The sequence below is a fragment of the Pseudoxanthomonas sp. SE1 genome (genome assembly GCF_029542205.1).
In the GTDB taxonomy this organism is placed as follows: domain Bacteria; phylum Pseudomonadota; class Gammaproteobacteria; order Xanthomonadales; family Xanthomonadaceae; genus Pseudoxanthomonas_A.
Genome location: NZ_CP113783.1, coordinates 3,393,567 through 3,419,743 on the forward strand (window position 1 = coordinate 3,393,567; position 26,177 = coordinate 3,419,743).

Consider the following 26,177-nt stretch of genomic DNA (forward strand, 5'->3'; position numbering starts at 1 on the left):
GCGCTCAGCCCTTGCCGTCGGCGGCGGGCACGTCCTGCTTCGCGGGGGTCCGCGCGGTGTCGGCCACCTTCACGCCGGGGCGCAGCTTGCCGGTGCCATCGATGACGATGCGGTCGCCGGCGGCGACACCCTTCACGATCTCGACCTGGCCGTCGCGGCGCACGCCGGCGGTCACCGGCGCCTGCTCGACGCTGCCATCCGGCTTGACGCGGTAGACGAACGAATCACGGCCCACCTGCACCACGGCGATCTCGGGGATCACCAGTGCCTGCCGCTCGGGGCGGAACAGGCGCACGTCCAGCAGCATGCCGGGGCGCAACTTGCGCCCGGCATTCGGGAACACCGCGCGTACGGTCACGGCGCGCGTGGTCGCGTCGATGCGCGCATCGATCGTTTCCACCCGCCCTTCGAACGTCTCGCCCGGATACGCCGCGGCCGTGGCCGTCACCGTATTGCCCACGCCGACCGTCGCCAACGCCACCTCGGGCATCTGGAAATCCACGTACATGCGCGAGATGTCGTCGAGTGTGGCGATGGCGCTGTTGGCGGTGATCAGCGAACCGGGGCTGACCTGGCGGATGCCCAGCACGCCCGCGAACGGTGCACGGATGCTGCGGTCGCCGATGTCGGCCTTCGCCTGGCGCACGCGGGCCGCGGCCACATTGCGCAACGCCAGCTGCGTATCCAGTCCGGAGCGGGCGATCAACTGCTGGTCGGCGAGTTCCTTCTGCCGGCGGTAAAGACGCTCGGCCTCCGCGTAGGTCGCCTCGGCCTGCACCAGTGCGGCCTGCGCGGCGTCGCCTTTCAACGTGATCAGCTTCTGCCCGGCGGCGACATCCTGGCCGCTTTCGAAGTGCACGTCCTGCACGATCTCGCTGACCTTCGCGGTCAGGGTGACCGATTCACGCGCCTTCGCCGTACCCAGCGCCTGCAGGGTGTCGTTCCACGCGCCCGGCTGGACGACCTGGGTGGTGACCGGGATGGGGCGCTCGCCCGCATTGCCATTGCCCTTCGCCTGCGCGCCCTTGTCGCCGCCACAGGCGGCGAGCAGCAGGAAGGGCAGCGCGACCAACAGGACGCGGGGGGCGAATCGGTTGAGCATGGACCATCCCGTAATTTTCATTATTCACGCAGTCTACCGGCCGTACGTGAAACACGCTGCCGCGGATGCGGCAGTTCGTGCGGGAAACGCGCCAAAGGGCATGCGGTGCACACACCCGACCATGACCTATGACCCTTGCCGCCGCAGCGGGACCGGTCCCGGCGTTATTCCAGGCCCAGCTTCGCCAGCACCTGGAGCGCCAGGGCCTGCGGGTCCTGCTCGCCCGCGTGCAGGTGCACGTCGGGGTGCTCCGGGGTCTCGTATGGCGAATCGATGCCGGTGAAATTCGGGATCAACCCGGCGCGGGCCTTGCGGTACAGGCCCTTCACATCGCGTGCCTCGGCAAGAGCGAGGGGCACGTCGACGAAAACCTCGATGAACTCGCCATCGGCGAACCGGTCGCGCGCCATCCGCCGCTCCGCACGGAACGGAGAGATGAAACTGACCAGCACGATCAGGCCGGCATCGGTCATGAGCTTCGCCACCTCGGCCACGCGGCGGATGTTCTCCACGCGGTCCTCGTCGGTGAAGCCCAGGTCGCGGTTCAGCCCGTGGCGCACGTTGTCGCCGTCCAGCAGGAAGCTGTGGTAGCCAAGCGCATGCAGGCGCTTGTCCACCAGATTGGCGATGGTCGACTTGCCCGCGCCGGACAGGCCGGTGAACCACAGGACCTTCGGCACCTGGCCTTTCTGGCGCGCACGCGCGGCCTTGTCGACATCAACATGCTGCCAGTGCACGTTGCCCGCGCGCCGCAGCGCGAAGTCCAGCGTGCCCGCGGCGGCCGTGCCGTTGTCGTAGCGGTCGATCAGGATGAAGCTGCCCAGCGCGCGGTTGCGCGCGTAGGTGTCGAAGGCGACCGGTTCGTCCAGGCTGAGGTTGCAGTAGCCGACCTCGTTGAGCTCCAGCCGCTTGGCCGCGAGGTGCTCCTGCGTGTTCACGTCGATGCGGTGCTTGATCTCGGTGACGGTGGCGGAAACGGTCCGCGCACCGATCTTCAGCCAGTACGGCCGGCCGGGCAGCAACGGCGCGTCGGACATCCACAGCAGGTGCGCGGCGAACTGGTCGGCGACTTCCGGCGGATCGCCTGCGGCCGCGATCACGTCGCCACGGCTGATGTCGATTTCGTCCACCAGGGTCAGCGTCACGGCCTGGCCGGCGTGCGCCGTGGCGACTTCGCCATCCGGGCCGAGCACCTGCCCGACACGCGAACGGCGCGCGGACGGCAGCACCACCACCTCGTCGCCCGGCTTCACCTCGCCGGCCGCGATGGTGCCTGCATAGCCACGGAAATTCTGGTGCGGGCGGTTGACCCATTGCACCGGCAGGCGCAGGCCTGCGCCGGTATCGTGCGTATCGACCTGCACGCTTTCCAGGTGTTCCAGCAAGGCGGGGCCGGTGTACCAGGGCGTGCGCGTGGAGCGCGAGGACAGGTTGTCGCCTTCCAGCGCCGACAGCGGGATGCAGGTGATCGATGCAATGCCGAGCCGCTGCGCGAGCGCACGGTAATCGGCGGCGATGCGTTCGAACACGTCCTGGTCGAAGTCCACCAGGTCCATCTTGTTCACCGCCAGCACCACGTGGCGGATGCCGAGCAGCGAGACGATGTAGCTGTGCCGGTGGGTCTGCGTGAGCAGGCCCTTGCGCGCATCCACCAGTACCACGGCCAGGTCCGCAGTGGATGCGCCGGTGGCCATGTTGCGCGTGTACTGCTCGTGCCCGGGGCAGTCGGCGACGATGAACTTGCGCTTGTCCGTGTCGAAGTAGCGGTAGGCCACATCGATGGTGATGCCCTGCTCGCGTTCGGCAGCCAACCCGTCCAGCAACAGCGCGTAATCGATGCGCTCGCCCTGGGTGCCGTGCTTGCGGCTGTCCTTCTCCAACGCGGCCAGCTGGTCGTCGAACAGGCGCTTGCTGTCGTACAGCAGGCGGCCTATCAGGGTGCTCTTGCCATCGTCCACGCTGCCGCAGGTGATGAAGCGCAGCAGGGGCTTGGATTCGTGCTGCTTGAGGTAATCCGAGATGTCAGACATGGTGGAGCTCCTGTAGGAGCGCCCCATGGGCGCGATGCTTTTTTCCACGCCGCGCAAACGCATCGCGGGCATGGCCCGCTCCTACAACGGCGATCACCGGGAACATCAGAAATACCCCTCCAGCTTCTTCTTCTCCATCGACGCGCCCGGGTCGTGGTCGATCACCCGGCCCTGCCGTTCGGAACTGGTGGTCACCAGCATCTCGGCGATGATCTTCTCCAGCGAGTCGGCCTCGGACTCGATCGCGCCGGTCAGCGGATAGCAGCCCAGTGTGCGGAAGCGCACGCGGCGCTGCTGCGGGACTTCGCCCTCGCGCAGCGGCAGGCGTTCGTCATCCACCATCAGCAGGGCGCCGTCGCGCTCGACCACCGGCCGCTCGGCGGCGAAGTACAGCGGCACCACCGGGATGTTCTCGCGGTAGATGTAGAGCCAGATGTCCAGCTCGGTCCAGTTCGACAGCGGGAACACGCGCACGCTCTCACCGGTGTTGATGCGGGCGTTGTATAGGTTCCACAGCTCGGGGCGCTGGTTCTTCGGATCCCAGCGGTGCCTGTCGTTGCGGAACGAGAACACGCGCTCCTTGGCGCGCGACTTCTCCTCGTCGCGGCGGGCACCGCCGATGGCCGCGTCGAAGCGGTAATGGTCCAGCGCCTGCTTCAGGCCCTGGGTCTTCATCACGTCGGTGTGCACGGTGGCGCCGTGGCTGATCGGCCCGATGTCGCGGGCGATGCCGTCCGGATTGATGTGCACGCGCAGGTCCACACCGGTCTCGGCGGCGCGCCGGTCGCGGAAGGCGATCATCTCGCGGAATTTCCACCGGGTGTCCACGTGCAGCAGCGGGATCGGCGGCCGGGCCGGGGCGAACGCCTTCAGCAGCAGGTGCAGCAGCACCGAACTGTCCTTGCCCACCGAGTACAGCAGCACCGGGTTGCGGAATTCGGCGGCGACCTCCCGCAGGATATGGATGCTTTCCGCTTCCAGGCGGTCGAGGTGGGACAGGCGGGGTACGGCAGTCATCGAGGCAGACAAAAGAGGGCAGTGGATCCGGACGGACTAGCCTAGCAGGGCGTCGCCAACGGGTCCGGGAGGCCGGCAGTATTCGGCCGGTGGCTCATGCAGGCGAAATAAGCTGCGGCCATAAGCCCATAACCACGCGTCCTTTCTGGCGGTCAGTGCCCATCCCTACCATCGGTCGTCCCAGTCGCGCCCACGGGCCACGCCGATGTCCGCCACCCAGCCTGTCCTTGCCCCCATTCCCCTCGCGGAGGAGCGGCGGGCGCTGCTGGCCCAGGCGGTGGCCGGCCTGGACGGCGCCAGCCTGTGGTGGGTCTCCGGCTACGCCGCCGGCCTGGCACAGGCACAGCTGGCGCCGCAAGCCGCATCCGCCGTCACGCCATCCCGGACCATCCTTCCCGCCCAAGGCGTGCAGGCCGCGCAGCGCCTGACCATCGTCTACGGCAGCCAGACCGGCAATGCCCGCCGTGCCGCCGAAGTACTGGCCCAGCAGGCCGAAGCCGCCGGCCTGTCGGTCCGCCTGCTGCGGGCCGATGCGTACCCGCAGCGCGAACTGGCCAGCGAGCGCCTGCTCTACATCGTCATCAGCACCCAGGGCGAAGGCGACCCGCCGGATGACAGCATCGGCCTGGTCGAATTCCTGCGTGGCAAGCGCGCGCCGAAGCTGCCCGAACTGAAGTACGCCGTGCTCGGCCTGGGCGACTCCAGCTATGCCGATTTCTGCGGCATCGCCACCCGACTGGATGCGCGCCTGGCCGAACTCGGCGCCAGCCGGCTGTTCGCCGCCGGCCTGGCCGACCTCGACATCGAGACGGTCGCCACCCCGTGGCGCGAGCAGGCACTGGCGCATGCGCGCGACCTGCTGAAGACGCCGGCCGCTGGCGCCGCTCCGCTGGCCACGGTCACGCCGCTGCGCCCCGGCCATGCGGCCCTGTGGTCGCACGAGCATCCCTTCCCCGCCGAACTGCTGCTCAACCAGCGCATCAGCGGCCGCGATTTCAAGGGCCCGCGCTTCGGCCAACACGGCGTCGCCGACAAGGACGTGCGTCACATCGAACTGTCGCTGGAAGGCAGCGGCCTGCACTACGAGCCAGGTGATGCGCTGGGCGTGCGCCACCGCAATCCCGCCGCGTTGGTCGATGGCGTACTGGAAGCGCTGCGGCTGGACGGCGACGGCACCGTCAGCGAAGGCGGCGATGCCCTGCCCCTGCGCGAGTGGCTGGCCGCGCGCCGCGAGCTGACCCGGCTGTCGCGTCCCTTCCTGGCCACGCATGCCGCCCATGCGCAGGCCGACGAACTCAATGCGCTGCTCGCGCCCGCTCAGAACACCGCACTGACGCAGTTGTTCAACACGCACCAGCTGATCGACGTACTGCGTCGCTGGCCGGCGGGCTGGTCCGCGCAGGAACTGGTCGCCGCGCTGCGCCCACTCGCGCCGCGCCTCTATTCCATCGCCTCCAGCCGCAAGCGTGTGGGCGAAGAAGCCCACCTGACCGTCGACGTGCTGGGCTACGACGCCTTCGGCCATGCGCACGGCGGTGCCGCCAGCGGCTTCCTCGCCGCACGCGAGGAAGGCGACCAGGTGCCGGTCTACATCGAGGCCAACGAACGCTTCCGCGTACCCACCGACGGCAGCCGCGACATCCTGATGATCGGCCCGGGAACCGGCGTGGCACCGTTCCGTGGCTTCGTGCAGGAACGCGCCGAGACAGGCGCTCGCGGCCGCAACTGGCTGTTCTTCGGTGCCCAGCACTTCAACCAAGGCTTCTTCTACCAGAGCGAATGGCAGGACGCGCTGCGCAGCGGCGAACTGCATCGCCTGGACCTGGCGTTCTCGCGCGACCAGGCACGCAAGATCTACGTGCAGGACCGCCTGCGCGAGCGCGGCCGGGATGTCTACGACTGGCTGCAGAACGGCGCGCACCTGTATGTGTGCGGCGCCATCGGCATGGGCAAGGACGTGCATGCGGCGCTGCAGGCCATCGTGGTCGAGCACGGTGGCCTGGATGAAGACGGTGCCCGCGAGTACCTGGTGAACCTGCAGACGGAGGGGCGCTACAGCCGCGACGTGTACTGACGACCCTCCGCTTTTGTAGGAGCGACGTGAGTCGCGACCTGCAACCTTCCGGTCGCGACTCACGTCGCTCCTACAGTGGAACACCCATGTCCAACCATTCCGTCGAAGACATCAAATCCGAGAGCAACCGCCTGCGCGGCAGCCTGCTCGACAGTCTGGCCGATCCGGTCACCGGCGCGCTGCGCGAATCGGACCAGACCCTGATCAAGTACCACGGCAGCTATCAGCAGGACGACCGCGACCTGCGCGACGAGCGCCGCCGGCAGAAGCTGGAGCCGGCCTACCAGTTCATGATCCGCACGCGCACGCCCGGCGGCGTGGTGACGCCGGCGCAATGGTTGAAGCTGGATGCCATCGCCACGCAGTACGCCAACCACTCGTTGCGCATCACCACGCGCCAGGCCTTCCAGTACCACGGCGTGATCAAGCGCGAGCTCAAGGCGACGATGCAGGCCATCAACGCCACGCTGATCGACACGCTGGCGGCCTGCGGCGACGTCAACCGCAACGTGCTGGTCGCGGCCAACCCGCTGGAATCGCGCGCGCATGCCGAGGTGCAGGCCTGGGCCGCGAAACTGTCCGAGCACCTGCTGCCGAACACCCGTGCCTACTACGAGATCTGGCTGGACGAGGAGCGCGTGGCCGGCAGCGGCGAGGAAGAAGAACCGATCTACGGCGCTACCTATCTGCCGCGCAAGTTCAAGATCGGCTTCGCCGTGCCGCCGGTCAACGACGTGGATGTGTTCGCGAACGACCTCGGCTTCATCGCCGTCCTCGAAGACGGAGCACTCGCCGGCTTCAACCTGGTGATCGGGGGCGGGATGGGTGCCACGCATGGCGATGCCGAGACCTACCCGCGCGTCGGCAACGTGGTCGGCTTCATCACGCCAGAGCACCTGCTCGATGTCGCCACGGCCGTGGTCACCACCCAGCGCGACCTGGGCAACCGCGAGCTGCGCAAGCGTGCGCGCTTCAAGTACACCATCGACGACCACGGCCTGGACACCGTGGTCGGCGAGATCGAACGCCGCAGTGGCGTGACGCTGCAGCCGGTGCGCGCGTTCCGCTTCGAGCACAACGGCGACCGCTATGGCTGGGTGGAAGGCGAAGACGGCCGCTGGCACCTGACCCTGCACCTGTTCGCCGGTCGCATCGCCAACACCGCACATGCGACACACCTGACCGGCCTGCGCGAGATCGCCAACGTGCATCGCGGCGAGTTCCGCATGACGGCGAACCAGAACCTCGTCATCGCCGGCGTGCCGGCCAGCGAGCGCGAGCGCATCGACACGCTGGTGAAGACGCACGGGCTGGACGCCGGCGAGCGCCTCGGCACGGCCCTTCAGCGCGCGGCGGTAGCCTGCGTGGCCCTGCCCACCTGCGGACTGGCAATGGCAGAGGCCGAGCGCTACCTGCCCGACTTCACCGCCCGCCTGCAACCGCTGCTTGAGAAGCATGGCCTGCGCGATGCGCCGATCCTGCTGCGCATCTCCGGCTGCCCCAATGGCTGCTCGCGTCCTTACCTCGCCGAGATCGCCCTCGTGGGCAAGGCGCCGGGCCGCTACAACCTGATGCTCGGCGGCGATGCGCGGGGCCAACGGCTCAATACCTTGTACCGCGAGAACATCGACGAGGCCGCCATCCTCGCCACGCTGGACGCGCTGTTCGCGCGATATGCCGGCGAACGCACCGATGGCGAAGGCTTCGGCGACTTCCTGCACCGCAGTGGCGTGGTCGCCCTGCCCGCCTACCCCACCCACCGACAGATCGCACCGGACCTTTACGCATGAGCGCCCTCGCCCTTTCCCTGGACACCGACCGGATCGCCGAGCACAACGCGTGGCTGGAAACGCAGACGGCGGAGCAGCGCGTCACCTGGGCGCTCAAGCACGGCCCCGCGGAAGCCGCGATGTCCTCCAGCTTCGGCGCGCAGGCGGCCGTGCTGCTGCACATGGTTACCCGGCAGAAGCCGGACATCCCCGTGGTGCTGATCGACACTGGCTACCTGTTCCCCGAGACCTACCGCTTCGCCGACGAACTGACCGAACGCCTGCAGCTCAACCTGCAGGTGTTCCGTCCGCTGGTCAGCCGCGCCTGGATGGAAGCGCGCCACGGCCGCCTGTGGGAACAGGGCCTGGTCGGCATCGAGCAGTACAACAGCCTGCGCAAGGTCGAACCGATGAAGCGTGCCCTGAAGGAACTGGGCGTGGGCACCTGGTTCACCGGCCTGCGTCGCAGCCAGGCCACCAGCCGGGCCAACGCACCCGTGCTGCAGCAGCGCGAGGACCGTTGGAAGATCAACCCGATCGTCGACTGGACCGACCGCGACATCTGGCAGTACATGAAGCAGCACGGCCTGCCCTACCATCCGCTGTGGGAGCAGGGGTACGTGTCGATCGGCGACTTCCACACCACGCGCCGCTGGGAGCCCGGCATGCGCGAGGAGGACACCCGCTTCAACGGCCTCAAGCGCGAGTGCGGCATCCACATCGACGTCTGATGGCAGCCCCGGCAGCCTGAGGCATTCGCGTCGGGCCAGCCCGGTTTCGTCGCCGCATCGCGGGGTCCGTCGCGCGCCCTCTTCCCTCCCGGGACTGGCGGGCTATCCTCCACGGCACTCCCGAAGCCGCGGTGCCCGACGTGTTCCCCAGCCTGCTCCTGATCATCCGCATCCTCGTCGCCTGGTTCGGCGCGATCCTGATGGCGGGCTTCGTGTGGAACGGCCTCTTCGAGCACACGTTCCTGTCCGGCGGCGCCAGTTGGCTGTTCAACCTGGCAGCGACGCTGGTGATGATCTCGGTACTGATCGGCACGATCAGCCACCTGCGCCGGATCTGGCTGATCACGGGGCGCCTGGACAGCACCACGCTGTCGAGCCGCCAGCGCCGGCAGATCGAAGTGCCGCTGGATACGGCCGCCGCCTTCGACCTGATCGAAGGCGCGCTGCGCGAACTGCCGCGCGCCGAGGACGCAGAGAGCGCACCCGACAGCCTGCAGGTGCGGGTCAAGGTGCGCCGCGTGGACAGCTTCGACGGCCCCAGCCAGCCGTCGCGCTTCAACATCATGGCCCGCTTCGCGGTGAAGCGTGACCTTGTGCAGGCGACCGTCACGCCCGGCAATGGCACCAGCAGCATCACCCTGATGCTGGGGCCCGACGCCAGCGCGTGGCTCGACCTGTTCGTGCTGGACGACGGCGTCAATGTGGAAAACGCGGAAGCCGTCACCCGCGCCATCACCCGCCGCGTCGCCGACCAGCGCCGCCAGGAGCAGGCCGATGTCGAGAAGACCGTCAGCGAGAAGGAGCTGACCGTGGCGCGCCTGAACCTGCTCAACGCGCAGGTGGAGCCGCACTTCCTCTACAACACGCTGGCCAGCGCACAGGTGCTGACCCGCACCGATCCGCCGCGCGCCGACATCATGCTCGGCCACCTGATCCACTACCTGCGCAGCTCGCTGCCGCGCACCGACGACGCCCTGTCCACGCTGGGCGAGGAACTGGAGCGCACCCGGGCCTACCTGGAGATCCTGAAGATCCGCATGGGCACACGGCTCAACGTGCAGGTGGAAGTGCCGGATACGCTGAAGGCGGTGCCGATGCCGTCGATGATGCTGCAGACGCTGGTGGAGAACGCGATCAAGCACGGGCTGGAGCCCAAGACCGGCGGCGGCACCATCTGGATCCTGGCGCGGCAGCACGACGATCATGCGACGCTGACCGTCGCCGACGACGGCCAGGGCTTCGGCGGCCAGAGCACCGGTACCGGCATCGGCCTGAAGAACCTGCGCGAACGCCTGCGCCTGACCTTCGGCAGCGAGGCTTCGTTCGCCATCGTGTCCAACTTCCCCAGTGGCGTCGCCGCCACGCTGACGCTGCCGCTGGCCGGCAAGGCAGGTGCCGCATGAACTTCCGGGGCGTGATCGCCGAAGACGAGGAACTGCTGCGCACAGCGCTGTCCTCGCTGCTGAAGGAGGCCTGGCCGCAGTTGGACATCGTGGCCGAATGCGAGGACGGCGCCAGCGCGCTGGAATCCATCGCCGAACTGCAGCCGGACGTGGCCTTCCTCGACATCCGCATGCCCGGCCTGACCGGGATTGAGGTCGCGCGCGGCCTGGCCGATGCGAGCCCGCGCACGCAGGTGGTGTTCGTCACCGCCTACGACCAGTATGCGATCGATGCGTTCGAACAGGGCGCGATCGACTACCTGCTCAAGCCGATCACGCGCGAACGGCTGCTGGCCACCGTGCAGCGCATCCAGGCACGCGCGGCGGCGGGGCATCCCGATGGCGCCACGCTGGAAGCGCTGCTGCGCCACCTGTCGGCACGGGAAGTCACGTCGTCGAAGCCGCCGCTGGTGTGGATCACCGCCAGCGCGGGCAAGGACACCCGGCTGATCATGGTGGATGACGTGGCCTACTTCCAGGCCGACAACAAGTACACCACCGTGATGACCGCCGAAGGCGAATCGCTGTTGCGCACTCCGCTGCGCGAGTTGCTCGATTCGCTGGACGCCAACACGTTCAAGCAGATCCACCGCTCCACCATCGTCAACATGAAGGCAGTGGCATCGGTCAGTCGCGATGACGCGGGCCGTGGCCGGCTGAAGCTGAAGACGCGGCCGGAAACGCTGACCGTCAGCCAGCCCTTCATGAGCCTGTTCCGCAACATGTAGTCGCCGCTCTAAACCCGCCCGCTCCGCGCGGCATCCAACGTGGCATCACCGGCACGGCGCATCTGCGTCGTGGATGGCTTGCCTTTGCCCATCGAAACACCAGAGGAAACGCCATGCGCATCGTCACCTCCCTGCTGTCCTGCCTGATGGCCCTGGCAGGATGCAACGAGAAGCCCAGCGTCACCACCATCCACCACAGCAGCGCCAACGGCGTGGACACGCTTTTCAGCAAGACCACGCTGCGCGAGGGCGTGGCCACGTTCGAATGCTTCGCCAGCGAAAGCGGGCAGTGCCATTACCGCGTTTATGCCGAACGCTGCCCCGCGCCCGCGGCCGGCGAGAACCCGGCGACCTGCGCCCGCACGCCGCTGGAGGACTTCAGCCTGGCGCCCGGCAAGACGCATGAGATCCGTGGCCTGCCGCAGGATTTCCGGGAATGCGTATCCCAGGACGCCGACAAAGACGCCGTCTGCGGCGCCTGAGGGCTTTCAGCGTGGTTTGATGGGCCTGCGTGCTTGCAACATGCCGGGCCGGAGCAGTCGCTCACTGCGCATGACATGCAGGAGGAGCACGCGCCCCGGCTCTGATCGATAGAACACGCGGCACGGCGGTTCGACGATCTGGCGGTAGCGGCCGCGCTTCAGCTCCGGAGGTCGGCTGCCGCTGTCGGGATGATCCGCCAGATGGTCCACATGCGCGAATACGCGCCGGACCAGCTCGACGGCGGCCGCACGATTGTCCAGGGCGATGTAGTCGGCGATGGCGTCGAGGTCGGCCAGCGCCGGCTCCGACCAGACTATTTCAACCATCTGGCAAGCCGGTCCTTGGCTTGACGATGGGTGACCGCCCGACCTTCAGCGACGGCCTGTTCGCCGCGCGCGATGCCTTCCAGCACGGCCATGCGCGACAACAGCGTCTCGTAGGTTTCCACGTCGACAAGATACGCGCTGGGCAATCCGTGCTGCGTGATCAGGATCGGCTCGCGATCCCGTTCGACATCGGCCAGCAGATCGGTGGCCTGGCGCTTCAGCGTGGTGACGAGTTCGGTGCGCATGAAAGTGACACTACAGTATCACTTGCTGCCCGGCAAGCGCCGTTCCAGCAGGCACGCCAATACGAACCCGATCAGATAGGCGACCACGTCAAGCCAGTCCGGCGTGCTGCCCAGCACGATGCGCAGGACCGGTGATGCGACCTGCCAGCCCGTCAGCTGGCTGACGTACTGCGCTGCCTCGACACCAAGTCCGAGGGCGAGCGCCAGCAGCGGACGCATCGGCGGACGCAGCCACAAGACGCTGGCAAGCACGCAGTGCACCCAGACGACGGCGATGACGTCGCCTACGAAACTGCGTATCCACCCCCAACCGTCACCCACCGTGGCGAGCAGGACGAGCACCACGAACACGCCGACCGCCCACGCCGCCGCGACGGCGTCGAACCGCCACCTCATGCGCTGCCGCAATGCGCACCTTCCAGCGTCTTGCCCCCACAGGCCAGGCACTTGCGGTACTTCTGCCGCTGCCGGTTGTAGCGCACGCGCGACATCATGCCGCCGCAGGCGCAGCGCAGCTCGCGGCCGCGCGCCCAGCGATACAGGCGCCAACTGGAATGCAATGCCCACGCCGTTCCGAGCAGGATGGCCAACAGGAACGACAACGAAGCCAACCGCTGCGGCGTGATGTCGCCGAGCGCGCGTCCGGTGCGCGTCACCACTTCCGCCGTGGCAAAGCCGCCGACCGCGAGCACCGCGGCCGGGGCATACATGCGGGCGACCATCCGGGAGATGCGGTTCATGGCGGATCAGGCGGGGGCGATGGTGTGCAGACTCGCTCCCGCGGGCAGGCCGCGTCAATCACGCGATCGGGGGAACCATCAGCTCGTGATCGTCTGCGTCAACGACTGCCAGGTGGGCGGCTCCGGCCAGTCGGGGTCCTGGTTGCCGTCGATCACCCGCCGCAGGTCGCGGCGGTCGATCTGCGGCGCCAGCGCGCGCACCAGGTCCAGCGCGTAGTCGCGCAGCACCCGCTCGCGTGGCAGCACGGCCCAGGCGATGCACTCCTTCACCTCGGGCGGTGCCGGCCAGGCGCGCAGGTCGGTGTCGGTGGCATTCACCGCCATCTCGGCCAGCAGGCCCACGCCGAGGCCGGCGCGGACGTAGGTCTTGATGAGGTCGGCATCGAGCGCCGTCAGGGCGATGTTCGGCTCCAGCCCCACCTTGGCGAAAGCACGCTGCAAGGACGACCCCGGACGGGTGGACGACTCGTAGCTGATCAACGGCTGATCGGCGAGGTCGGCCATCGCAGGCACGCGACCGAGCTGCTCCAGCGCATGGCCACGAGGCACAAGCACCAGCCTTCGCCAGCGGTACAGCGGCACGGCGATGCCCGCCTGTGGCGGATCGCCGGCGGTACTGACCACGGCCATGTCGGCATCACCCTGGGTCAGCAGGTCCAGCGCCGTGCTTTCCGGAGCCTGCTGAAGATGCACGCTGACCTGCGGGAAGTCGCGCTTGATCTGCGCAATGGCCGGCGGCAGCACGAAGCGCGCCTGCGTATGGGTGGTGACCAGTACCAGCTGGCCCTGGCTCTCGCGGCGCTGGTTGGCGGCATAGGTGCGGATGTTGTTGGCCTCGCCCAGCACCAGACGGGCCCGGTCGATCACTTCGTGGCCGGCGGGCGTCACGGATTCCAGGCTGCGACCCTTGCGCACGAACAGCAGGAAGCCCAGCTCGTCTTCCAGCTGCTTCAACTGCTTGGACAGGCCGGGTTGGGTGGCATGCACCCGCGCCGCCGCCAGCGTGATGTTGAGGTCGGCGTCGGCGATGGCCACCAGGTAACGAAGTTGGGTCAGCGTCATCGGCGTGGGGGCACGGCGGCCCGCCGGGAGGGGGCCTTGGACTGTAGAGGATTTGCCCGGACCGTAGCCGTCGGAGCTTATAACCGCAAGCTATATGGTTTTGGTGGGATGTCATTTCCGACCATCCTGGCGCGGCAGTACGGTCAGCAGCCCAGTCGCCATCCATCCGATGCCCGTGAGCGTTCCGTTGTTTCCCCTGTTCGCCGACCTGAAAGACCGCCGGGTACTGGTCGTGGGCGGCGGGCCGGTGGCGGAGCGGAAGACCGAAGCGCTGCTGCATGCCGGCGCGCGTCCGCGTGTCGGCGCGCCGGACCTGACCCCGCGCCTGCGCGCCTGGCACGGGGAAGGCCGGATCGACTGGATCCCCGGCCACTTCGATGCCCATTGGCTTGCCGGTGCGTGGCTGGTGGTCGCCGCGACCGACGACACGGCGGTCAACCGCGCGGTCGCCACCGCCGCCGAAGCGCGTCATGTATTCGCCAATGTCGTGGACGACGGTGAACTTTCCAGCTTCCACGTGCCCGCCATCGTCGAACGCGGACCGCTGCAGATCGCCATCTCCAGCGGCGGCGGTGCGCCGATGCTGGCGCGCCACCTGCGTCGCCAACTGGAAACGCTGCTGGATGATTCCTGGGCCTCGCTGGCCAACCTGTTCACCCGCCAGCGCCAGCGCATCCGCCAACGCTTCCCGCAGCCCGGCGAGCGGCGCCGCTTCTTCGAGGCCCTGCTGGCGGGTCCCTTGCCCCGCCTGTTCCGCCAGCAGTTGCACGCGCAGGCCGAACAGCATTTCCAGGCCATGCTGGATGAGCGCGCGGCCGCCACGCACGCCGGTTCCGTGGCGGTGGTCGGCGCCGGCCCCGGCGATGCCGGACTGCTGACGCTCAACGCATTGCGGGCGATGAACGAGGCCGACGTCATCCTGCACGACCGCCTGGTCAGCGAGGATGTGCTGCGCCTCGGCCGTCGCGACGCGACCTACATCGAAGTGGGCAAGTCGGCGACGGGACACAGCACCCGCCAGGACGACATCCATGCGCTGATGCTGGAACACGCGCGCAAGGGCAAGCGCGTGGTGCGGCTGAAGGGCGGCGATCCGTTCGTGTTCGGCCGGGGCGGCGAAGAACTGGAATTCCTGCGCGCGCACGGCATTCCCTACGAAGTGGTGCCCGGCATCACCGCCGCCGTCGCCTGCGCCGCCTACGCCGGCATTCCACTGACCCATCGCGACCACGCGCAAGCGGTCAGGCTGGTGACCGCGCATTGCAAGGACTCGTTCGACACGCTGGACTGGCATGCGCTGGCGCAGGAGCGGCAGACACTCGCCGTCTACATGGGCGTGGCCGGGCTGGAGGGACTGCGCGACCGGCTCGTCGCCCATGGCCGCGCACCGTCCACGCCGTTCGCCCTGGTCGAAAACGGCTCGCGGCGCGACCAGCGGGTGGTCACCGGCACGCTGGCCGATCTGCCGGAGATCGCGCGTTCCCATCAGGTGCGCTCGCCCGCCCTGCTGATCCTGGGCGAAGTCGCCGCCCTCGCCGGCACGCTGCACTGGTTCGGTGCGCCACCCGTCGATGCGGCCGTCCCCACACAATCCCGCAACCTTCCGGCGCCCACACTGCAGGCCGCCTGATCCACCGCTTACCCACGGAGACCCCATGGCCGTTTACGACAGCATCCTGGACACCATCGGCCGCACCCCGGTCGTCAAACTGCACCGCATCGCGCCCGAGCACGTCACGCTGTACGCCAAAGTCGAATCGTTCAACCCCGGTGGCTCGGTGAAGGACCGCCTGGCACTGGCCATCATCCTCGACGCCGAAGCCAAGGGCCTGCTGAAGCCGGGCGACACTATCGTGGAGGCGACCTCCGGCAACACCGGCGTCGCGCTCGCCATGGTCGCCGCCGCGCGCGGCTACAAGTTCGTCGCCACGATGGTGGAAACCTTCTCCATCGAACGCCGCAAGCTGATGCGCGCCTATGGCGCCAAGGTCATCCTGACGCCGGCCGCCGAGCGCGGCAGCGGCATGGTCCGCCGCGCCGAGGAACTGGCGAAGCAGCACGGCTGGTTCCTCGCCCGCCAGTTCGCCAATCCCGCCAACCCCGCCTACCATCGCCAGACCACGGCAGCGGAAATCCTGCGCGATTTCGCCGGCCAGCGACTCGATCACTTCGTCACGGGCTGGGGCACGGGCGGCACGCTCACCGGCGTCGGCGAAGTGCTGAAGGTCGCGCGTCCGGAAGTACGCATCACCGCCTCCGAACCGGCCGGCGCCTCGCTGTTGCAGGGCAAGGAGTGGCAGCCGCACAAGATCCAGGGCTGGACCCCGGACTTCGTGCCGGACGTACTGAACCGCGAGGTGGCCGACGAGATCCTGCCGGTCACCGACGTGGAGTCCATCGCCACCGCGCGCCGCCTGGCGGCCGAAGAAGGCATCTTCGTCGGCATCTCCGGCGGCGCCACCGTCGCGGCCGCGTTGCAGGTCGCACAGAAGGCCAAGCCGGGCGACGTGCTGCTGGCGATGCTGCCGGATACCGGCGAGCGCTACTTCTCCACGCCCCTGTTCGAAGGCGTCAACGAAGGCTCGGACGACGACTGGCTGGCCTCGCTGGGCGAGGCCGCGCTGCCGTAAGGTTCAATCGGCCGGCGGCGCGTCGCAGTCGCGCCGCCACGTCCATTCCAGCGCCTTGCCGTCATCGCGGCCATCGTCCACGCGGGCATGCAGCGTGTCGACGTCCCGCCGCTGGTAGATCACACGACGCGGAAAGTCGTGCGCGGGATTGGCGAACACGACACGATCCTTCTCCACGCTGGCCGCCGGGAACGCGGTGACCGCGCCGCCGCCCGGCTGCGCCAGGAACACCCATCGCCCGTCCTGCTGCGCGATGCGCATGAACTCGAAGCCCGTCGCCTTGCCATCGCGCGAGTCGCGGTGCATGCCGACGAGAAGGCCCCCGCGCGGCGCCATCCAGGTTTCCTCGCTGAAGGTCTTGCCGCGCAGGCCGCACCAGTGGCCGGCCAGCCAATCCAGTTCTCCGGCATGTGCGCCGGATGCCACCGACAACAGCAGGCCGGTCATGCACAGGACGGTTGGCTTCATGGCATTTCCCTCATCGACGTGACGCCTCAATACATCGGCTTGCCGTCGCTGTCGACGGTGACGGTACATATCTCCACGATCGTCCAGATGTACATCGGCAACCAGAGCAGCCAGCACGAAAGCACGCTGACCAGCAGCTGGATCAACCCCTTCTGGCTGTAGCCGGCGTAGAAATTGTGCACCCCCGGCACGCCGATCAACCCCAGCAACGCACCGAACAGGATGAAGTTGGTGCGGCTTTTTCCCTGCGCCACGGCCTGCGGGAAGTACCCCGTCGCCACGCCGCATTGCGGGCACGCGACCGCCTCGTCGACCAGTTGCTGGCCGCATTGCCTGCAGAACATCCGACATCCCCCGAGTGAACGGCACGCACGTTAGCAGGCCGAGGCGGGCGAATCCACGTTTGTACGGAGTCCTGCAGGAGCGACGTCAGTCGCGACCGCCTGTCGTCGGCCACACATATCCTTGGTCAAGCCGGGCGCGGCAAGACGATGCGCTGTCCGCGAGATCCCAACATGGATGGCACGCGGTCGCGACTCAGGTCGCTCCTACAGCAAGCCACTGCGGATCACTGCTCGTACAGCTCCAGCGGCAGATCGTCCGGATCGGCGAAGAAGGTGAAGCGGCGACCCGTGTACTCGTCCACGCGGACCGGCTCGCATTCCACGCCATGCCTGTAAAGATGCGCGACGGCGACATCGAGGTCCGTGACGCGCAGGGCGAGGTGGCGAAGGCCACACGCTTCCGGACGCGACACCCGCGGCGGTGGCGAGGGAAAGGAGAACAGCTCGACCTGCGTGCCATCAGGCAGCGCGAGATCGAGCTTCCAGGAGTCACGTCCTGCACGATAGTGCTCGGCGACCACGCGTAGTCCGAGCACGTCGGCGTAGAAGCGCTTCGAGCGCGCGTAGTCCGACGCGATGATCGCAACGTGGTGCAGGCCTTCTATCTTCATGCGGGCATTGTAGGCGCAGGTACCGCAGTCTCTGCAGGCGGGCCTGACCCGCCATTCAATGCGCCGCAGCCGCGTCCGCACTGGCGTTTCCACCCGACGGCGCCCTGCCGCCACGCATCAACAGCACCAGCGGCATCGACACCAGCGTCAGCAGCATCATCAGCTTGAAGTCGTTGAGGTAGCCGATCGCCGCCGCCTGCCGGTTGACCTCGGCGTTGAGCAATGCGAGGCCGGTCGCCGTGGACGGATCCATCGCCGCGGGCAGCAGCGTCGTCTCCGCACCGAACGCGGGAATACGCGCACCGATCTCGGCATGGTTCACCTGCATCGCACGCGACAGCATCGTCATCACCACCGAGATGCCGACCGACGAGCCGATGTTGCGCACCAGGCTGAAGAGGCCGGCGGCTTCGGTGCGCTGGTGCGGTTCCAGGGTTGCGTAGGCGACCGTCGAGATCGGCACGAACACCAGGCCCAGCCCCATGCCCTGCACCACGCCCAGCCAGACAATGGATTCCATCGACGCATTTGGCCCGAACTGGGTCATGCCGTGCAGCGAGAACACCATCAGCCCCATGCCGACCAGGATCGGCCAGCGCGCGTCGATGCGGCCCAGCAGGCGACCGACCACCATCATGCTGAACATCGTGCCGACGCCACGTGGCGCCAGCACCAGGCCGATGGTCAGCACCGGGTAGTTCATCAGCGTGCTGAGGTACGGCGGAAGCAGCGCCAGCGTGGCGAACAGCACGATGCCCACGACGAAGATCAGCGCGCAGCCGACGGCGAAGTTGGCGTTCTTCAACAGGCCCAGGTCGAGCAGCGCGTGCTCGCGCTTGCGCCACCACCACAGGCCGTACATGTAGAGCGCGAGGAAGGCGAGCGCGGCTTCGATCTGGATCTCGACGCTGCCGAACCAATCCTCGCTCTGTCCACGATCGAGGAACAGCTGCAGCGCGCCAATGCCCAGCGCCAGCAGGCCCAGCCCGACACCGTCGAGCTTGCGCTCCTGCACCACGTCCTTCTTCACGCTGGCCATGATGCCGACCAGCGCGAGGATGCCGATCGGCAGGTTGATCAGGAACACCCAGTGCCAGCTGTAGTTCTGGGTCAGGAAGCCACCGAGGGGCGGACCGAGGATGGGCCCGACCATGATGCCCATGCCCCACATCGCCATCGCGGCGCCGTGTTTTTCCTTCGGGAAGGCATCGAGCAGCAGCGACTGCGAAATCGGCACCAGCGACGCGCCGAACACGCCCTGCAGGATGCGGAACATCACCATCTCGCCAATGCCGCTGGCGATGCCGCACAGCAGCGAGGCGACGGTGAAGCCGCTGACCGCGATGATCAGCAGGCGACGGCGCCCGAGGCGGCCCGCCAGCCAGCCGGTGACCGGCGTGAGGATCGCAGCGGCGACGATGTAGCTGGTCAGCACCCACGACACCTGGTCCTGGGTAGCCGACAGCGAACCCTGCATGTCGGGCAGCGCGACGTTGGCGATAGTGGTGTCCAGCGCCTGCATCAGCGTGGCCAGCATCACCGAGCCGACCAGCAGCGTGCGCTTGCCGGTGTCGTCGTGCGCAGGTGCAGGGGAGACGGCAGTCGTGCTCATGGAGAAATCCGGAAGGGATCGACGCCCGCGGTGCGCGACGATCCAGAGGTCACCCGGGGCGCGGCGTCAGCGGGGCCGGGCCCCACCACAGTGCCCTCACCCGCGTCCGCACACGCCCGGGATGACATGGAAACAGGAACTCAGCGCGCGGCGGTGGCGCGGCTGGAGGCGGTACCGCCGTCGCGCAGCTCGACATGCACGTCGGCGCTCATGCCGGCGCGCAGTTGCGGGGCATCCGCGGCGGCGCTGTCGATCTCGAGGCGCACCGGGATGCGCTGCACGATCTTCACCCAGTTGCCGGTGGCGTTCTGCGGCGGCAGGACGCTGAACTCGGCGCCCGAGGCGGGTGCGATGGAAGCGACATGCGCCTTCCATGTCACACCGGGATACGAGTCGACCTCGATGGTCGCCGGCTGGCCGACCTGCATCTTCGTCAGCTCGGTTTCCTTGAAGTTGGCTTCCACCCAGATCGGCGAGGTGGCGACCAGCGGCATGGCGGACTGGCCGACGTTGATGTACTCGCCCACCTGCAGGTCGTGCAGGCCGACGATGCCGTCCACGGGCGCGCGCACTTCGGCATGCGCCAGGTCGAGCCGCGCCTTCGCCAGCATCGCCATCGCGGCGCGGTACTCGGGCAGGTCCTGCGTCGGCGTGCCCGGGCTGCCGCTGAGCGAGGCGGTGGCTTCGGATTGGGTGGCGATGGCGTCGCCCAGATCGGTGCGCGCTTCGGCGACCGCGTGGCGCGCGTCGTCCAGCATCTTGCGCGAGACGAGCTGCTGGCCGGCGAGCTGCTGCATGCGCTGGAGATCGCGCTGCGCCCACGCCAGCGTTTCTCGCGCGGCCTGGATCGAAGTGCCGGTACCGACCACCTTTGCACGGCTGGCACTGGCCGTATTGGCCATGCGTGCGACCAGCGCTTCGTTCTGCGCCACCGCGATCGTCAGCGGATCGGCATCGATGCGGAACAGCAGGTCGCCCTTCTTCACCGGCTGGTTCTGCTGCACGGCCACTTCGACCACGCGGCCACCGACCTGCGGCGCGATCAGGATGCGTTCGGCCTTGATATAGGCGTTGTCGGTGCTCACTTCGCGCTGCGAGGCGACGTATTCCCAGCCGAAGAAGCCGGCGACCGCCAGCGGGCCGGCGACCCACAGCCACACCGGCACGCGGCGGCGCTTGGGAGCGGAGGGTTTGGCCGCGCTTTCGCCGGCTTCATTGATCTTGCTGGTCATGGTCGGAGTCAGCTCTTGCGGAGGGAGGACTCGCCGCGGCTTGCGCGGTCGAGCAGGGAGAGGTTTTCGCGGATCTGGCCGAGCACCTTCAGCGTCGTCGCCAGTTCGTCGGCGTCGACGCCGGCCAGGCAGTCCTCGCGCACGGACACGGACACGGCTTCGATGTCGTGCATCACCGCGTCGGATTGCGGGAGCAGGTGCAGGCGCCATACGCGGCGGTCGTCCGGATCGCTGCGGCGCTCGATGAAGCCGGCCTTCTGCAGGCGGTCCAGCACGCGGCCGACGGCGATCGGCTCCATGTCGAGCAGGTCGGCCAGCTCGGACTGGGTGATGCCTTCGCTCTGGTGGATCCGCTTGAGCGCACGCCACTGCACGCGGGTCAGGCCCAGGTGCGCGGCGCGCCGGTCGAACACGCGGCCGAACAAACGGCTGAGGTCCGCGATCAGGTAACCGATGGTGCTCTTGCCGTTTGCATTGCTCATGGGTGCCTATGATATAGCTGCTTAGGCAATAATGTTCAAGGCAGAGAACTCTGTTCAGCCGCGCTTTCGGCAAAGGTCCCGTCTTGAAGGTTGAACAGGCCGATCGCCTGGTTGACGAAGCTGCCCTTGCTCACGCGTCAGGCCGAAGTGCGCCCCGGCCCGGGACGATGGAAGGGACGTCGTCATCCCCGCGCAGGCGGGAATGACGGTTCGAGGGGACGGTTGCGCTCCTTGATTCCGGATTCCGCCCCCCGGAAACGACGACGCCGGCACGAGGCCGGCGTCGAAATTACTTCCAGGTGGCGCAGGCGATCAGCCTTCCCATTTGCCCTGCGCAGCCAGGCCATTTTCCTTGGCACGCTCGTACACCACGGCCTGCGCCTTGGCGAAGTTGCCCACCAGGTCCTGCGACCACAGCTTCAGCGCGGCCTGCTGCATGGCGCGGCCATAGGAGAAGCTCAGCGGCCACGGCAGGTTGCCCAACTGGTTCATCGCATTAAGGTGGGCAGTCGACTGCTCGTCGGTCTGGCCGCCGGACAGGAACACCACGCCCGGCAGGATCGCCGGCACGGTGCTCTTCAGGCACATCACGGTGGACTCGGCCACTTCGTCGACATCGGCCTGCTCTTCGCAGTCCTTGCCGGCGATGACCATCGAGGCCTTCAGGATGGTGCCTTCCAGCAACACGTTCTGCTCGTACAGCGCGCCGAACAGCGAGCGCAGCACGGCCTCGGTCACTTCATAGCAGACCTCGATGTTGTGGTCGCCGTCCATCAGCACTTCCGGCTCCACCATCGGCACCAGGCCGCATTCCTGGCACAGCGCCGCATAGCGTGCCAGCGCGTGGGCGTTGGCCTCGATGCAGGTGCCCGAGGGGATGTCTTCGCCGATGGTGATGACCGCACGCCACTTGGCGAAGCGCGCGCCGAGCTTGTAGTACTCCTTCAGACGGTCGCGCAGGCCGTCGAGGCCTTCGGTGACCACCTCGCCCGGGCAGCCGGCCAGAGCATGCGTGCCCTTGTCGACCTTGATGCCGGGGATGATCCCGTTGTCGCTCATGTACTTGGCGAAAGGCACGCCGTCCTTGGTGGACTGGCGCAAGGTCTCGTCGAACAGGATCGCGCCGGAAATGTAGTCCGACAGCTTCGGCGTGGTTAGCAGCAGCTCGCGGTAGGCGCGCCGGTTCTCTTCGGTGTTCTCGATGCCCACGCCCTGGAACCGCTTGGCGATGGTGGTGGTGGACTCGTCGATCGCGATGATGCCCTTGCCCGCGGCCACCATGGCCTGGGCGGTTTCGGCAAGCTGTTCGATGCTCATGGGGTTCCTGGGGAAGCGGCGGGAAAGATACCAATTGTAGCCCGCGTCACGCCGGCAGCGGGCGACATCGGGCCATGAGCACGCCGGGGCGCATCCGGGGACGGTCGCGGGGCGCACAAGCCCCGAGCGAAACCGGTTACAGCTCGCCCAGTCCCTCGGCCTTGCCGCGCTCGCCCATCTGCAGCAGGCGCAGGGTGTTGGTGGCGCCGTGCTTTTCCATGTGGTCGCCGCTGGTGAAGATCACGCGGTCGCCCTCGGCCAGCAGTTCACGGTCGTGAAGCACGCGCATCGCATCGCGCGCGGCCTCGCGCGGGGCCAAGCCGCGGCTGTCGAAGGCGATGGGGAACACGTCGCGGATCATCGCCATCTTGCGACGGGCGCCGTCGTGGCGTGAGAACGCATAGATGGGCGCATTGGAACGGAAGCGCGAAAGGAAGCGCGCGGTGCCGCCGGATTCGGTCATCGCCACGATCGCGCGCACGCCGATGTGCTCGGACAGGAACATGGTCGCCATGGCGATGGCCTGGTCGGCACGCTCCAGGTTGCGCGGCGCCTTCTCGAAGTCGGTGTCCATCTCGAACTGCTTCTCGGCACCCAGGCAGATGCGTGCCATCGCCTCGACCGCGCGCACGGGATAGCTGCCCGCGGCTGTTTCCGCCGACAGCATCACCGCGTCGGTGCCGTCGATGACGGCGTTCGCCACGTCCAGCACTTCGGCGCGCGTGGGGATCGGGCTGTCCACCATCGACTGCAGCATCTGGGTGGCGGTGATCACCACCTTGTTGCGCGCCAGCGACTCGCGGATGATCTTCTTCTGCAGGCCGGGCAGTTCGGCATCGCCGATCTCAACGCCCAGGTCGCCGCGCGCCACCATCACCACGTCGCTGGCATCGACGATCTCGGCCAGGTTCTCGATGGCCTCGGTGCGTTCGATCTTGGAGACCAGCGCGGCGTCGCAGCCGTGTTCGCGCGCGATGCGGCGCGCCTCGTTCATGTCGTCGGCATTGCGGCAGAACGACACGGCGATGAAGTCCACGCCGATGTTCTCGGCCACGTAGGCGATCAGCTCGCGGTCGCGCTCGGTCAACGCACCCAGCGACAGGCCACCGCCCTGCTTGTTCAGGCCCTTGCGGTCGGACAGCACGCCGTCGTTGAGCACGGTGCAGACGATGCGCTCGCCGTCGACCTTCACCACCTGGAGCTGCATCAAGCCATCGTCGAGCAGCAGCACGTCACCGGCTTCCACGTCGCCCGGCAGGCCGAGGTAGCTGACGCCCACCTGCGAGGCATCGCCCGGAGGCGCGTCGACACTGGCCACCAGGTCGAAGCGGTCGCCGGTCTTCAGCACCACCTTGCCTTCGGCGAACCGCTCCACGCGGATCTTCGGCCCTGGCAGGTCGGCGAGGATGCCGACCTCCGCGCCCACGCGCTGTGCCGCCAGACGCACCGCCGCGGCGCGCTTGGCCTGGCCCGACGGATCACCGTGAGAGAAGTTCAGGCGCACCACGTTGACGCCGGCACGGAACAATTCTTCGAGCACGCCGGGCGGGTCCGTCGCCGGTCCGAGGGTGGCGAGGATCTTGGTGCGGCGCTGGCGTTCGGTCATGGTGCGGATTCCCTGTGATCGCGCAAACGCTACCACAGCGAAACTTCTTCGGAACGACTGACATTCCCAACGTCATGCCGCTGTCCCGGGACAGCCCTCCGCGCACAGGGTACGGCGCGGGGAAAGCGCTGTTTCAAAGCGCTTTCCTGATGATCCACGCACCCGCGCGACTGGTATTTTTTTGGTCTCTGCGCACAGGCAGCATGCTGCGCACGCACACCCGAGTGCGCAAAAAAAGGCGATGAAACGCGCGTTTGATCGCGCGCTTGACCTCAGGCGAACAGTGGCCGCAACTGGTCGGGCGTGCCCGCGAGATGGTGCGCGCCTGCATCGCGCAGCTCCTGTTCGTCGCCGAATCCCCACAGTACGCCCACGCTGCGCATGCCATGATGGCGCGCGCCGTCGATGTCCATGTGCCGGTCGCCGATCATGACGCATGCCTCCGGCGCCAACGACAGGCGCTGAAGCGCTTCGCCAATCAGGTCCTTCTTGTGGCTCAACCGGCCATCCGCGGTGGCACCGATGATGTCTTCGAAGCGATCACCGAACGGCAGGTGGGCGAGGATCTTCCGCGAGTGCGGTTCGTTCTTGGCGGTGACGACGGCAAGCCGGTGGCCATCCGCGTGCAGCACTTCGATGGCTTCGCCGATGCCGGCGTACACCTGGTGCTCCAGCCAGCCGTGCGACTCGAAGCGCTCGAGATAGAGCTCCACCGCCGCTTCGACCCTGACCGGGTCGCCCAGCAGCGGCATGAAGCTGGTCCGCAGCGACGGGCCGATCCAGCCACGCAGTTCGGCGTCGGTCGGTACCGGATGCTCCAGCTGCGTCAGGGCATGCGTGATGCAGCGCGTGATCCCGATGGCCGAATCGATCAGCGTTCCGTCGAGATCGAAGAACAGCGTGGCGCGGCTCACTGGCCGCGCGCTTCCAGCGCGGCCACGGCCGGCAGCGTCTTGCCTTCCAGGAATTCCAGGAACGCCCCGCCGCCTGTGGAGATGTAGCTGACGTCGCCGGCGATGCCGTATTTGTCCACGGCCGCGAGCGTGTCGCCACCACCGGCGATGGAGAACGCCTTCGACTGCGCGATGGCGCGCGCCAGCGTCTCGGTACCCTTGCCGAACGCATCGAACTCGAACACGCCCACCGGCCCGTTCCACACCACCGTGCCGGCGGACTTGATGAGATCGGCATAGCGCTGCGCGGTCTGCGGGCCGATGTCGAGGATCAGTTCGTCTTCCGCGACGGCATCGACGGCCTTCACCGTCGCCGGTGCGTCGGCGGCGAACGCGGTGGCGACCACAACGTCGGTCGGCAGCGGGATCTCGGCGCCGCGCGCCTTCGCATCGGCGTCGATCTTCTTCGCCGTGTCGATCAGGTCCGCTTCGTACAGCGACTTGCCCACGGCATGGCCTTCCGCTGCGATGAACGTGTTGGCGATGCCGCCGCCGACGATCAACTGGTCGACCTTGCCGACCAGGCTGGTCAGCAGTTCCAGCTTGGTGGACACCTTGCTGCCGGCGACGATGGCCAGCAGCGGGCGGGCCGGATTGGCCAGCGCCTTGTCCAGCGCATCCAGTTCGGCCATCAGCAGCGGTCCGCCGGCCGCGACCGGCGCGAAGCGGATCACGCCATGCGTGGAGGCCTGCGCGCGGTGCGCGGTACCGAAGGCATCCATGACGAACACGTCGCACAGCGCGGCGTACTTCTTCGACAGGGCATCGTCATCCTTGCCCTCGCCGACGTTCATGCGGCAGTTCTCGAGCAGGACGATCTGGCCCGGCGCCACATCGACACCCTCCACCCAGTCCTTCACCAGCGGCACGTCGACACCGAGCAGTTCCGACAGGCGGGCAGCGACCGGCGCCAGCGAATCGGCCTCGCTCCAGACGCCTTCCTTCGGACGCCCGAGGTGCGAGGTCACCATGACCGCCGCGCCCTTCTGCAGCGCCAGCTTCAGCGTCGGCAGGGACGCGGTGATGCGCTGCTCGGAGGTGATGCGGCCACCGTCGATCGGCACGTTCAGGTCCTGGCGGATCAGCACGCGCTTGCCGGCGAGGTCGAGGTCGGTCATGCGGACGATGGGCATGGGAGGTCCTGGGCAGCGGGAAAGACCGCTATTGTCCCGC

26 protein-coding genes are annotated in these 26,177 nt (G+C 67.9%); 8 read left to right on the forward strand and 18 right to left on the reverse strand.

Translation table 11 applies throughout. The features are described 5' to 3' along the window. Positions 1 to 4: 4 nt before the first annotated feature. From OY559_RS16040 to cysD, 3 genes are all read right to left on the reverse strand, one after another. On the reverse strand, positions 5 to 1,102 hold the full coding sequence (locus OY559_RS16040) for an efflux RND transporter periplasmic adaptor subunit (RefSeq protein WP_277727245.1): 1,098 nt from the start codon (positions 1,100 to 1,102) through the stop codon (positions 5 to 7). A gap of 164 nt (positions 1,103 to 1,266) precedes the next feature. Beyond that, the gene (gene cysN, locus OY559_RS16045) at positions 1,267 to 3,132 is read right to left on the reverse strand and encodes a sulfate adenylyltransferase subunit CysN (protein WP_277727246.1); all 1,866 of its coding nucleotides are present in this window, start codon (positions 3,130 to 3,132) and stop codon (positions 1,267 to 1,269) included. A 105-nt stretch (positions 3,133 to 3,237) separates the two neighbouring features. Beyond that, on the reverse strand, positions 3,238 to 4,149 hold the full coding sequence (gene cysD / locus OY559_RS16050; protein WP_277727247.1) for a sulfate adenylyltransferase subunit CysD: 912 nt from the start codon (positions 4,147 to 4,149) through the stop codon (positions 3,238 to 3,240). A 205-nt stretch (positions 4,150 to 4,354) separates the two neighbouring features. Between cysD and OY559_RS16055 the strand changes: the two genes are divergently transcribed. From OY559_RS16055 to OY559_RS16080, 6 genes are all read left to right on the forward strand, one after another. Continuing rightward, a complete protein-coding gene (locus OY559_RS16055) occupies positions 4,355 to 6,223 on the forward strand; it encodes an assimilatory sulfite reductase (NADPH) flavoprotein subunit (protein ID WP_277727248.1) in 1,869 nt (622 codons plus the stop codon). 86 nt (positions 6,224 to 6,309) lie between these two features. Continuing rightward, complete coding sequence (cysI, locus tag OY559_RS16060) at positions 6,310 to 8,013, forward strand: assimilatory sulfite reductase (NADPH) hemoprotein subunit (RefSeq protein ID WP_277727249.1); 1,704 nt, start codon at positions 6,310 to 6,312, stop codon at positions 8,011 to 8,013. Next, positions 8,010 to 8,723: a phosphoadenylyl-sulfate reductase gene (locus tag OY559_RS16065; RefSeq protein WP_277727250.1), complete on the forward strand. Its 714-nt coding sequence runs from the start codon at positions 8,010 to 8,012 to the stop codon at positions 8,721 to 8,723. The genes cysI and OY559_RS16065 overlap by 4 nt, the downstream gene beginning before the upstream one ends. Positions 8,724 to 8,863: 140 nt before the next feature. Next, positions 8,864 to 10,126, forward strand: a complete 1,263-nt coding sequence (locus OY559_RS16070; RefSeq protein ID WP_277730031.1) for a histidine kinase — start codon at positions 8,864 to 8,866, stop codon at positions 10,124 to 10,126. Next, positions 10,123 to 10,893, forward strand: coding sequence for a LytR/AlgR family response regulator transcription factor (locus OY559_RS16075; protein ID WP_277727251.1), 771 nt, complete (start codon positions 10,123 to 10,125; stop codon positions 10,891 to 10,893). Before OY559_RS16070 ends, OY559_RS16075 begins: the two co-directional genes overlap by 4 nt. Positions 10,894 to 11,006: 113 nt before the next feature. Continuing rightward, a complete protein-coding gene (locus OY559_RS16080; protein WP_277727253.1) occupies positions 11,007 to 11,375 on the forward strand; it encodes a hypothetical protein in 369 nt (122 codons plus the stop codon). 6 nt (positions 11,376 to 11,381) lie between these two features. Here the strand turns inward: OY559_RS16080 and OY559_RS16085 are convergent, their stop codons facing one another. From OY559_RS16085 to OY559_RS16105, 5 genes are all read right to left on the reverse strand, one after another. After that, positions 11,382 to 11,702, reverse strand: a complete 321-nt coding sequence (locus tag OY559_RS16085) for a type II toxin-antitoxin system RelE/ParE family toxin (protein ID WP_277727254.1) — start codon at positions 11,700 to 11,702, stop codon at positions 11,382 to 11,384. Beyond that, positions 11,690 to 11,947, reverse strand: a complete 258-nt coding sequence (locus OY559_RS16090) for a type II toxin-antitoxin system Phd/YefM family antitoxin (RefSeq protein WP_277727255.1) — start codon at positions 11,945 to 11,947, stop codon at positions 11,690 to 11,692. Before OY559_RS16090 ends, OY559_RS16085 begins: the two co-directional genes overlap by 13 nt. Before the next feature lie 18 nt (positions 11,948 to 11,965). After that, positions 11,966 to 12,343 (reverse strand): DUF2809 domain-containing protein, encoded by a 378-nt coding sequence (locus tag OY559_RS16095; RefSeq protein WP_277727256.1) that lies wholly within the window; start codon positions 12,341 to 12,343, stop codon positions 11,966 to 11,968. Beyond that, the gene (locus OY559_RS16100) at positions 12,340 to 12,687 is read right to left on the reverse strand and encodes a hypothetical protein (protein ID WP_277727257.1); all 348 of its coding nucleotides are present in this window, start codon (positions 12,685 to 12,687) and stop codon (positions 12,340 to 12,342) included. The genes OY559_RS16095 and OY559_RS16100 overlap by 4 nt, the downstream gene beginning before the upstream one ends. A gap of 78 nt (positions 12,688 to 12,765) precedes the next feature. Further along, complete coding sequence (locus OY559_RS16105) at positions 12,766 to 13,749, reverse strand: LysR family transcriptional regulator (RefSeq protein ID WP_277727258.1); 984 nt, start codon at positions 13,747 to 13,749, stop codon at positions 12,766 to 12,768. A gap of 169 nt (positions 13,750 to 13,918) precedes the next feature. Between OY559_RS16105 and cysG the strand changes: the two genes are divergently transcribed. Further along, a complete protein-coding gene (gene cysG, locus OY559_RS16110; protein WP_277727259.1) occupies positions 13,919 to 15,379 on the forward strand; it encodes a siroheme synthase CysG in 1,461 nt (486 codons plus the stop codon). 25 nt (positions 15,380 to 15,404) lie between these two features. Further along, the gene (cysK, locus tag OY559_RS16115) at positions 15,405 to 16,379 is read left to right on the forward strand and encodes a cysteine synthase A (protein WP_142125655.1); all 975 of its coding nucleotides are present in this window, start codon (positions 15,405 to 15,407) and stop codon (positions 16,377 to 16,379) included. Positions 16,380 to 16,382: 3 nt separating this feature from the next. On the opposite strand, the gene OY559_RS16120 is transcribed toward cysK, so the two are convergent. From OY559_RS16120 to OY559_RS16165, 10 genes are all read right to left on the reverse strand, one after another. Further along, entirely contained in the window at positions 16,383 to 16,847 is a 465-nt protein-coding gene (locus OY559_RS16120; protein WP_277727260.1) for a DUF6265 family protein, read from the reverse strand. 26 nt (positions 16,848 to 16,873) lie between these two features. Continuing rightward, entirely contained in the window at positions 16,874 to 17,191 is a 318-nt protein-coding gene (locus OY559_RS16125) for a zinc-ribbon domain-containing protein (protein WP_277727261.1), read from the reverse strand. A gap of 224 nt (positions 17,192 to 17,415) precedes the next feature. Then, positions 17,416 to 17,802 (reverse strand): SMU1112c/YaeR family gloxylase I-like metalloprotein, encoded by a 387-nt coding sequence (locus OY559_RS16130; protein WP_277727262.1) that lies wholly within the window; start codon positions 17,800 to 17,802, stop codon positions 17,416 to 17,418. Between the two features lie 55 nt (positions 17,803 to 17,857). Continuing rightward, positions 17,858 to 19,414 carry an MDR family MFS transporter gene (locus tag OY559_RS16135; RefSeq protein ID WP_277727263.1) on the reverse strand — a complete coding sequence of 519 codons (1,557 nt, stop codon included), beginning with the start codon at positions 19,412 to 19,414 and terminating at the stop codon, positions 17,858 to 17,860. 140 nt (positions 19,415 to 19,554) lie between these two features. After that, positions 19,555 to 20,646 (reverse strand): HlyD family secretion protein, encoded by a 1,092-nt coding sequence (locus OY559_RS16140; protein WP_277727264.1) that lies wholly within the window; start codon positions 20,644 to 20,646, stop codon positions 19,555 to 19,557. 8 nt (positions 20,647 to 20,654) lie between these two features. Next, on the reverse strand, positions 20,655 to 21,128 hold the full coding sequence (locus tag OY559_RS16145; RefSeq protein WP_277727265.1) for a MarR family winged helix-turn-helix transcriptional regulator: 474 nt from the start codon (positions 21,126 to 21,128) through the stop codon (positions 20,655 to 20,657). Between the two features lie 312 nt (positions 21,129 to 21,440). Further along, a complete protein-coding gene (locus OY559_RS16150; RefSeq protein ID WP_277727266.1) occupies positions 21,441 to 22,445 on the reverse strand; it encodes a class I fructose-bisphosphate aldolase in 1,005 nt (334 codons plus the stop codon). 136 nt (positions 22,446 to 22,581) lie between these two features. Further along, positions 22,582 to 24,051 (reverse strand): pyruvate kinase, encoded by a 1,470-nt coding sequence (gene pyk / locus OY559_RS16155; RefSeq protein WP_192202087.1) that lies wholly within the window; start codon positions 24,049 to 24,051, stop codon positions 22,582 to 22,584. Between the two features lie 272 nt (positions 24,052 to 24,323). After that, positions 24,324 to 24,965 carry an HAD hydrolase-like protein gene (locus tag OY559_RS16160; RefSeq protein ID WP_277727267.1) on the reverse strand — a complete coding sequence of 214 codons (642 nt, stop codon included), beginning with the start codon at positions 24,963 to 24,965 and terminating at the stop codon, positions 24,324 to 24,326. Beyond that, the gene (locus OY559_RS16165) at positions 24,962 to 26,137 is read right to left on the reverse strand and encodes a phosphoglycerate kinase (RefSeq protein WP_277727268.1); all 1,176 of its coding nucleotides are present in this window, start codon (positions 26,135 to 26,137) and stop codon (positions 24,962 to 24,964) included. The genes OY559_RS16160 and OY559_RS16165 overlap by 4 nt, the downstream gene beginning before the upstream one ends. Positions 26,138 to 26,177 lie beyond the last annotated feature (40 nt).